Annotated in this window: 3 protein-coding genes, 1 tRNA gene and 1 rRNA gene; 4 read left to right on the top strand and 1 reads right to left on the bottom strand. The window is 70.2% G+C overall.

Annotation, left to right across the window (positions count from 1 at the left end; translation table 11 throughout):
- From rrf to AB0927_RS19505, 3 genes are all read left to right on the top strand, one after another.
- Nucleotides 1-95 (top strand): 5S ribosomal RNA (rrf, locus tag AB0927_RS19515); the annotation flags it as partial.
- Nucleotides 96-209: 114 nt separating this feature from the next.
- A complete protein-coding gene (locus AB0927_RS19510) occupies nt 210-872 on the top strand; it encodes a DegT/DnrJ/EryC1/StrS family aminotransferase (RefSeq protein WP_366668873.1) in 663 nt (220 codons plus the stop codon).
- Between the two features lie 84 nt (nt 873-956).
- A tRNA-Thr gene (locus AB0927_RS19505) sits at nt 957-1,029 on the top strand.
- A gap of 72 nt (nt 1,030-1,101) precedes the next feature.
- Here the strand turns inward: AB0927_RS19505 and AB0927_RS19500 are convergent.
- Nucleotides 1,102-3,861 carry a SpoIIE family protein phosphatase gene (locus tag AB0927_RS19500; RefSeq protein ID WP_366668869.1) on the bottom strand — a complete coding sequence of 920 codons (2,760 nt, stop codon included), beginning with the start codon at nt 3,859-3,861 and terminating at the stop codon, nt 1,102-1,104.
- A gap of 409 nt (nt 3,862-4,270) precedes the next feature.
- On the opposite strand from AB0927_RS19500, the gene AB0927_RS19495 reads away from it, so the two are divergent.
- Nucleotides 4,271-9,730, top strand: a complete 5,460-nt coding sequence (locus AB0927_RS19495; protein WP_366668868.1) for a HAMP domain-containing protein — start codon at nt 4,271-4,273, stop codon at nt 9,728-9,730.
- Nucleotides 9,731-9,743 lie beyond the last annotated feature (13 nt).

The raw sequence follows: 9,743 nt of genomic DNA, 5'->3' as shown, positions 1-9,743 counted from the left end.
AAACGCCCGGTTACATTCCGAACCCGGAAGCTAAGCCTTTCAGCGCCGATGGTACTGCAGGGGGGACCCTGTGGGAGAGTAGGACGCCGCCGAACTTTTTTTCAAAAGGTCGGATCCTGAACTTCGGTTCAGGGTCCGGCCTTTTTCTGTTGCGCGTAACGTGTCGTTCACCCCGGGCGCCCAGCATCCCGTACATGGGAACCTCCGCAATGCTCAGGGCGGCCGGCGTCGGAGCCGGTGACGAGGTCGTCGTACCGGCCTTCGGGAACGTCGAGGTCGCCGAGGCCGTGATCCTGGCCGGCGCGCTCCCGGTCTTCGCCGACATAGACCCGGTGACCTACTGCCTCGACCCCGAGGCGGTCGAGGCGGCCGTAACTCCCCGCACCGCGGCCGTCGTTGTCGTCCACCGCTTCGGACGGCGGGCCGACCTCAAGCGGCTGCACGCCCTCGGGCAGCGGCACGAACTGCTGGTCCTGGAGCAGGGCGAGTCCGAGGCGCCGTACGACGAGACGCCGCAACGCCGGGAGCGGGCCGCCTACTTGGACGCCAGACTGAAGGGCGTACGGACCCCGGACGGTGGGGACGGGCACACCTACCAGCAGTACGTGGTGCGGGTGCCCGGCAACGGCCGGCCGGACCGGGACGCCTTCGCACGCGCCCTGCGGGCCAGGGGAGTCGACTGCCGGGTGCCGGTGAAGACGCCCGTGCACCGGCTGCCGGAGTTCCGCCGGTGCCTGTCCCTGCCGCAGACCGAGCTGGCCGCCGACGAGACACTCGCGCTGCCCGTCGACGCCTCCCTGACCAAGCGGGAGATGCAGCGCGTCGCCGCCGCCTGCAACGCCCTCGGCGGACTGCTCAAGACCGCCTTCTGACCGGCTCCCGAACGAATTTGGGAAGTCGGGCCGGTTCGGGGTACAGTTTCTTCGTCGCCGCGAGGGAAACCTCGAAAACGACAGGCCCCTATAGCTCAGTCGGTAGAGCGTCTCCATGGTAAGGAGAAGGTCAACGGTTCGATTCCGTTTGGGGGCTCGCGAAAAAAGACCCCACCCTTTCGGGTGGGGTCTTTTTGCTGTCCCGGGGCGGCTGTTGAACCGCCCCGGCTCAGCCCTCGTTGTGGAGACCGGGGACCCGCATCGCCAGAATGGCCATGTCGTCCGACGGAGCGTCGGACGCGAAGCGCTCCACCGCGCGCATGATGCGGGCCGCGACCGCGCCGGCCGTCAGGCCCGTGCAGGTGGTGAGGACATCGGCGAGGCCGTCGTCGCCCAGCATGCGGGTGCCCTCGCGGCGCTCGGTGACGCCGTCCGTGACACAGAGCAGCACATCGCCCGGGTCGAGGGTGACGGTCTCCTCGTACAGGTCCAGGTCCTCGATGACGCCCAGCAGGGGCTGCGGTTCGGCGGCCGGGGTCACGGTGCCGTCCTGGCGCAGGCGCAGCGGCAGCGGATGGCCGGCGCAGACCACCTTCAGCTCGGCGCTGCCGTCCGGCTGCGGTCGCAGCTCGCCGTAAAGGAGCGTCAGGAACCGGCTGCGGTCGCCCTCGTCGAGAATGGCCGAGTTCAGGCGTTCCAGGACCGCGGGTCCGCTGAGGCCCTCGCGGGCCAGCAGGCGCAGGGCGTGCCGGGCGAGGCCGGTGACGGCCGCCGCGTTGGGTCCCGTACCGCAGACGTCGCCGATGGCGAAGCCGTAGGCGCCGTTGCCGATGGGGAAGAGGTCGTAGAAGTCGCCGCCTACCTCGTTGCCCTCGCCGGCCGCGCGGTAGATGACCTCCACCTCGACGCCGTCGATGTGCGGGGTGCCGGGCGGCAGCAGGCTGCGCTGGAGGGCCTGGCTGATGGCGGTGCGTTCCGAGTAGAGGCGGGCGTTGTCCAGGGCGAGGGCGGCCCGCCGGGACAAGTCCTCGGCCAGCTCCAGGATTTCCTGCCGGAAGTGTTCGTCGGTGGGCTTGCCGAGGACCAGCATGCCGATGACCCGGTTGCGGGCGACGAGCGGCAGGACGACCGTTTCCCCGCCGACCGCGGAGGCCGTCGCGAGGGTCGGGCCGATGCCCGCGCTGATCCGGTGCGTGGGGCCGCCGGCCAGGCCCAGGGTGCGCATGGAGGTGCGCAGGGCGGCCTGGTGCGCGACCTCGGCCGGGGTAGCCCACACGCGGGCGCCGGGCGTCGGCACCGGGTCCGGCGGGGCGATCTTCGACAGCAACGACTTGATGCCGTCGATGAGTTCCTCGTCCTCGTGCAGCACGTACGACAGGTACGGGTCCGAGGCCTGGTCGGCGATGGTGTAGACGGCGCACCAGGTGGCCAGGGTGGGGACCGTCATCTGGGCCATGAGGGCCAGCGTCTGGTCGCGGTCCAGGGTGCCGGCCAGCAGGTCGGACGCCTCGACCAGGAAGCTCAGGGAGCCGCGGCGCAGCCGCTCCAGTTCGCCGAGGCGCGCCGACTCCACGGCCAGGGCGATGCGGTCGGCGGCGAACTGGAGGCGCAGCGCCTCCTCGTTGGTGTACCTGCCCGGTGCCTCGGCCGCGACGCCGAGGGAGCCGGTGAGGCGGCCCTCGACCTTCAGCGGGACGGTGACCACCGAGCGCATGCCGGTGCCGCCGAGCAGGGGGACCGCGCCGGGGACGGCGTTGAGGTCGTCATGGACGGCGGGCATGCGCGCGGAGCCGTAGCGGCCGGGGCCCGCTTCCACGGGGACGCGGGCGAAGCGCTGGCGGGCGGAGGGCAGTCCGGTGGAGGCGCGGACCTCCAGCTCGGTCTCGTCGTCGGTGGCCAGCAGCAGGAACGCGGAGTCGCCGTCGAGCATGTCCCGGGCGCGTTCCACGGTGCGCTGGAGCAGGCCGTCGAGGTCGTCGGGGGCGGGGGAGCCGATGAAGACCTCGAAGGGGTCGGTGCTCTGGCCGTCCTGGGAGGTGCCCTGGTCGCCGGCCGGGACCCGGGCGGGTGTCTGGAGTACGGCGCGCTCGTGGTCGCGCACAAGCAGGCAGACCGTGGAGGGTTCGCCGCCGGTGTCGCGGACCCGGAGATGGGAGGCGTACACCTGTACGACGCGGCCGTCGGCGCCGCGGATGCCGTAGCTGCCCTCCCAGCGGGAGAGCTGGAGGGCCTCGGCGACGCCGGTGCTGGTGCCCGGGGTGTGCGGCCAGGCGGCGAGTTCGGTCAGCGGCCGGCCGACGGCCTCGGCGGCCCGGTGGCCGAAGAGGTCCTCCGCGTCCTCGTTCCAGGAGGTGACGGTGCCCTTGCGGTCGACCTGGAGGACGGCGACGCGGACCCGCCCGTCGGCGACGGGGAGCAGGTCGGCGGGGAGGGCGGGGCCCGCGGTGCGGGTGCCGACCGGCCGCTCGGGCAGGTTGAGCTGGAACCAGACGTGCTTGTGCGTCGGCGTGTAGTCGACGCCCCAGCGGCTGGCCAGGGCCGCGCAGAGCTGGAGGCCGCGGCCGCCCTCGCGGTCGGGACTGGCCATGGGGTGGGCGGAGGTCTGGAGCGGGACCTCGCGTTCGGGGTACTGGTCGGAGACCTCGATGCGCACCCCGGCGTCGGTGCGCAGGCAGAGCACCTCCGCGTGGGTGCCGGCGTGCACGACGGCGTTGGTCACCAGTTCGCTCGTCAGGACGACGGCGTCGTCGACGATGTCGGCGAAGCCCCAGCCCTGGAGGGTGTCGCGGACGAAGGACCGGGCGGTCGCCACCGATCGTCCGGCGGGCTCGAAACTGGCGGCCGCGCGCGCGGTGATCACAGAACTCCTCGGCCGGTTGTCGACGTGCAGGGCTGACGGGCCGACCGGGTCGAGCCGCTGCTGCGGCATCGGCGCGTCGGTCGGCTGCGGCTCCGGGGGCTGTCCCCCCGGGATCAGTCCGGTGGTCATGGTCTGCGGCCGCCCCTCCGATGCCCGCTCGTTCTCGTGCCACCGCCCAGGCCGGTCGGGACCGGTGCGGCTGGACAGCCGGATGCAAGGTTACTTACCTTCGCCGTCCGAGCGGGTGCCGGTCGTCGGTGTTTACCCCCCAGGGTGTGCGGACGATGTGCGAAGCTGCCGAACTGTTATGGCCTGGTTCGGACAGGGTGAAACACTGGGCAGGCTTGTGACGAAGGTCGGGTCGCGCCGCGTGTGTTCCGCGTACGGCGGGCAGCAGCCCTTGGTGTGGCCGGATCTCGTCTGGCAAGAATACGCAGCAGTAACCGGTACGCGAGAGTAACCGGTATGCCGAAGACGGGCATGCCGGACGGAAGCGTCCGCATACGGCGGTAAGGGTCGATCCCCCGGGAGGGACACAGTGGAGTCTGGCGCAGCGACGCGTGGCACGAAGACGCGCGCGAAGGGCGGACCGTCCCTGGGCAGGAGCGGCGGCACCACGGAGGTGGACACCGCCGCCCTGAACCGGCTGCTGACGGCGCTCGTGGCGATGCGGGAGGGGAACTTCCGCAAGCGGCTCACGGTCTCCGGGGACGGCGTGATGTCGGAGATCGCGGCGGTCTTCAACGAGGTGGCCGACCGCAACCTGCACCTGACCGGCGAGCTGTCGCGGGTGCGGCGCATGGTGGGCCGCGAGGGCAAGCTCACGGAGCGGCTGGAGACGGGGGCCTGCGAGGGCTCCTGGGCGACGGCGATCGACAACTCCAACGCGCTGGTGGACGATCTCGTACGGCCGGTCTCCGAGGTCGGCCGGGTGCTCACGGCGGTCGCGGAGGGCGATCTGTCGCCGCGCATGGAGCTGCGGACGCAGGCGCCGGACGGCGGCACCGGGCATCCGCTGCGGGGCGAGTTCCTGAAGGTCGGCCGTACCGTCAACAACCTGGTCGACCAGTTGTCGACCTTCACCGACGAGGTCACGCGGGTGGCCAGCGAGGTCGGCACCGAGGGCAAGCTCGGTGGCCAGGCCCGGGTGCGCGGCATGTCGGGTTCCTGGAAGGACCTGACGGAGTCCGTCAACACGATGGCGGACCGGCTCACCGCGCAGGTGCGGGACATCGCGCTGGTGACGACGGCGGTGGCCAAGGGCGATCTGTCGCGCAAGGTGACCGTGCACGTCGCGGGCGAGATGCTGGAGCTGAAGAACACCGTCAACACGATGGTCGACCAGCTTTCGGCCTTCTCCTCCGAGGTCACGCGGGTGGCCCGGGAGGTGGGCACCGAGGGCATCCTCGGCGGCCGGGCGCAGGTGCCCGAGGTGGCCGGGGTGTGGAAGGAGCTGACCGACTCCGTCAACACGATGGCGGGCAACCTGACCGCCCAGGTGCGCGGGATCTCGCAGGTCACCACGGCGGTGGCGAACGGGGACCTGTCGCAGAAGGTGACGGTGCCGGCGCGCGGCGAGGTGGCGCAGCTCGCCGAGACGATCAACCAGATGACCGAGACGCTGCGGATCTTCGCGGACGAGGTCACCCGCGTGGCCAACGAGGTCGGCGCGGAGGGCCGGCTCGGCGGGCAGGCGAACGTGCCGGGCGCGGCCGGGACCTGGAAGGACCTGACGGATTCGGTCAACACGGTGTTCCGGAACCTGACGACGCAGGTGCGGGACATCGCCGCCGTCACGACGGCGGTGGCCAGCGGCGACCTGTCGCAGAAGGTCACGGTGGACGTGGCCGGCGAGATGCTGGAGCTGAAGAACACCGTCAACGGGATGGTGGACCAGCTCTCCTCGTTCGGCGCCGAGGTGACGAGGGTCGCACGGGAGATCGGGGTCGAGGGCGAGCTGGGCGGTCAGGCGCAGGTGCCGGGTGCCGCGGGGACGTGGAAGGACCTGACGGACTCCGTCAACACCGCGTTCCGAAACCTCACCGGCCAGGTGCGCAATATCGCCCAGGTGACGACGGCGGTGGCCAACGGCGACCTGTCGCAGAAGGTCACGGTGGATGTCTCCGGCGAGATGCTCAAGCTGAAGAACACCGTGAACACGATGGTGGACCAGCTGTCGAGCTTCGCCGACCAGGTCACGCGGATGGCGCGGGACGTGGGTACGGAGGGCCGCCTCGGCGGTCAGGCCCGGGTGGACGGCGTCTCGGGCACCTGGAAGGAGCTGACGGACTCCGTCAACTTCATGGCCGGAAACCTGACGTCCCAGGTGCGCAACATCGCCCAGGTGACGACGGCGGTGGCCAACGGCGACCTGTCGCAGAAGATCGACGTGGACGCGCGGGGCGAGATCCTCGAACTGAAGAACACGATCAACACCATGGTCGACCAGCTGTCCGCCTTCGCCGACCAGGTGACCCGGGTGGCCCGGGACGTGGGTACGGAGGGCCGGCTCGGCGGGCAGGCGCAGGTGCCCGGGGTCGCCGGTGTGTGGCGGGACCTGACGGACTCGGTGAACGGCATGGCCGGGAACCTGACGGCCCAGGTGCGCAACATCGCGCAGGTCGCGACCGCGGTGGCGGGCGGTGACCTCTCCCAGAAGATCACCGTGGACGCGCGCGGGGAGATCCTGGAGCTGAAGAACACGCTGAACACGATGGTGGACCAGCTGTCGTCGTTCGCCCAGGAGGTCACCAGGGTGGCCCGCGAGGTGGGCACGGAGGGCATCCTCGGCGGTCAGGCCGAGGTGCAGGGGGTCTCCGGCACCTGGAAGGACCTCACCCAGTCGGTGAACTTCATGGCGAACAACCTGACGATCCAGGTGCGCAACATCGCCGAGGTCACGACCGCGGTCGCCAAGGGTGATCTGTCGAAGAAGATCACGGTGGACGCGAAGGGCGAGATCCTGGAGCTGGTCACGACGGTCAACACGATGGTCGACCAGCTGTCCAGCTTCGCCGAGCAGGTGACCCGGGTGGCCCGCGAGGTGGGCACCGAGGGCATTCTCGGCGGCCAGGCGACCGTTCCGGGTGTCACGGGCATCTGGAAGGACCTGAGCAACAACGTCAACCTGATGGCCAACAACCTCACCATGCAGGTGCGCAACATCTCCCAGGTGGCCGCGGCGGTCGCCAACGGTGACCTGACGCGCCAGGTGACCATCGAGGCGCGCGGCGAGGTCGCGCAGCTCGCGGACACCATCAACACGATGGTCAAGACGCTGAGTTCGTTCGCCGACCAGGTCACCAAGGTGGCCCGCGAGGTGGGTACGGACGGCATCCTGGGCGGCCAGGCGCACGTGCCGGGCGTGGCGGGCACCTGGAAGGACCTCACCGAGTCGGTGAACCAGATGGCGTCCAACCTGACCGGCCAGGTGCGCAACATCGCGATGGTCACCACGGCGATCGCCAAGGGCGACCTGACCAAGAAGATCGACATCGACGCCCGCGGCGAGATCCTCGAACTGAAGACGACGATCAACACGATGGTCGACCAGTTGTCCAGCTTCGCCGAGGAGGTCACGCGTGTGGCCCGCGAGGTGGGCACCGAGGGCCAGCTCGGCGGCCAGGCGCGGGTGCGGGACGTGGACGGCACCTGGCGGGACCTGACGGAGTCGGTGAACGAGATGGCCGGGAACCTGACCCGGCAGGTGCGGGCCATCGCGCGGGTGGCGACCGCGGTGACCCGGGGCGACCTGAACCTGAAGATCGACGTCGACGCGTCCGGCGAGATCCAGGAACTTCAGGACTACATCAACAAGATGATCGCGAACCTGCGGGACACCACGATCGCCAACAAGGAGCAGGACTGGCTCAAGGGCAACCTGGCCCGGATCTCCGCGCTGATGCAGGGCCGCCGCGACCTCCAGGACGTGGCCTCGCTGATCATGAGCGAGCTGACGCCGGTGGTCTCCGCGCAGCACGGCGCGTTCTTCCTCGCGATGCCGCGCATGGAGGGCAAGGACGCCGGCGAGGGCAAGGACGCCTACGAGCTGCGGATGCTGGGCTCGTACGGCTACTCGATGGGCTCCATGCCGACGTCGTTCAGGCCGGGTGAGGCGCTGGTCGGCATGGCCGCCCAGGAGAAGCGCACCATCCTGGTCTCGGACGCGCCGAGCGGCTATCTGAAGATCTCCTCCGGGCTCGGCGAGGCCCCGCCCGCCCAGGTGATCGTGTTGCCGGTGCTGTTCGAGGACACCGTGCTCGGCGTGATCGAGCTGGCCTCCTTCACGCCGTTCACGCAGATCCAGAAGGACTTCCTCAACCAGATCGCCGAGGTGATCGCGACCAGCGTCAACACCATCTCGGTCAACACCAAGACCGAGCAGCTGCTGGAGCAGTCGCAGGAGCTGACCGAGCAACTGCGTGAGCGTTCCGCGGAGTTGGAGAGCCGGCAGAAGGCGTTGCAGGACTCCAACGCCGAACTGGAGGAGAAGGCCGAGCTGCTGGCCCGGCAGAACCGGGACATCGAGGTGAAGAACACCGAGATCGAGGAGGCGCGGCAGGTACTGGAGGAGCGCGCCGAGCAGCTCGCGGTGTCCATGCGCTACAAGAGCGAGTTCCTGGCGAACATGTCGCACGAGCTGCGCACGCCCCTGAACTCGCTGCTGATCCTGGCCAAGCTGCTCGCCGACAACGCCGAGGGCAATCTGTCGCCCAAGCAGGTCGAGTTCGCCGAGACCATCCACGGCGCGGGGTCCGACCTGCTCCAGCTGATCAACGACATCCTGGACCTCGCGAAGGTCGAGGCGGGCAAGATGGACGTCTCGCCGACCCGGATCGCGCTCGTCCAGCTCGTGGACTACGTGGAGGCCACCTTCCGGCCGCTGACCGCGGAGAAGGGCCTGGACCTGTCGGTGCGGGTCTCGCCGGAGCTGCCCGCGACCCTGCACACCGACGAGCAGCGGCTGCTCCAGGTGCTGCGCAACCTGCTGTCCAACGCGGTGAAGTTCACCGACTCCGGGTCGGTGGAGCTGGTCATCCGGCCCGCGGGCGCGGCCGTGCCGCGCAACATCCGGGAGCAGCTGCTGGAGGCCGGTTCGCTCACCGACCCGGACGGCGAGCTGATCGCGTTCTCGGTGACGGACACCGGCATCGGCATCGCGGCCAGCAAGATGCGGGTGATCTTCGAGGCGTTCAAGCAGGCGGACGGCACCACCAGCCGCAAGTACGGCGGCACCGGCCTCGGCCTGTCGATCTCGCGGGAGATCGCGCAGCTGCTCGGCGGTGAGATCCACGCGCAGAGCGAACCGGGCCGCGGCTCCACGTTCACGCTGTACCTGCCGCTGTACCCCAGCGAGCTGCCGCCGCAGGGCTACCAGCAGTCCGTGGCCCCGCTGGAGGCCGGCGACCTGGCCGCCTCCGAGGCGGAGCAGTCCTCGCAGCTTTCGGCATCCGAGATCGAGACGCCGGCCGAGGTCAAGTCGTACCTGGACATGCAGAACGGGCCCGCGGCGCTCTTCCGGCGCCGGCGGCGGAGCCTGCCGCAGGGCGGGCAGCTGTCCGAGCAGTGGACGGCGGTGCCCGAGCAGAACAGCGCGCCGCAGGCCGTGCGCGGGGTGCGCTTCGGCGGCCAGAAGGTGCTGATCGTCGACGACGACATCCGCAACGTCTTCGCGCTCACCAGCGTCCTGGAGCAGCACGGGCTTTCGGTGCTGTACGCCGAGAACGGCCGGGAGGGCATCGAGGTGCTGGAGCAGCACGACGACGCGGCGGTCGTCCTGATGGACATCATGATGCCCGAGATGGACGGCTATGCGACGACCACGGCGATCCGCAGGATGCCGCAGTTCGCGGGGCTGCCGATCATCGCGCTGACCGCGAAGGCGATGAAGGGCGACCGGGAGAAGGCGCTGGAGGCGGGCGCGTCCGACTACGTGACGAAGCCGGTCGACTCGGACCATCTGCTGGGCGTGCTGCAGCAGTGGATGGGGGGGAAGTGACGGGATCGGCCGA

The sequence above is a fragment of the Streptomyces sp. NPDC048106 genome (assembly GCF_040706415.1).
Lineage (GTDB): Bacteria > Actinomycetota > Actinomycetes > Streptomycetales > Streptomycetaceae > Streptomyces.
Note: the sequence above shows the minus strand (reverse complement) of the source record. Positions and strands in the feature narration are given on the sequence as shown.

What these genes read in the sequence shown, in the direction of transcription:
- AB0927_RS19500 (WP_366668869.1), bottom strand. Translation starts at nt 3,861, where the DNA reads ATGACCACCGGACTGATCCCGGGGGGACAGCCCCCGGAGCCGCAGCCG.
- AB0927_RS19510 (WP_366668873.1), top strand. Translation starts at nt 210, where the DNA reads ATGCTCAGGGCGGCCGGCGTCGGAGCCGGTGACGAGGTCGTCGTACCG.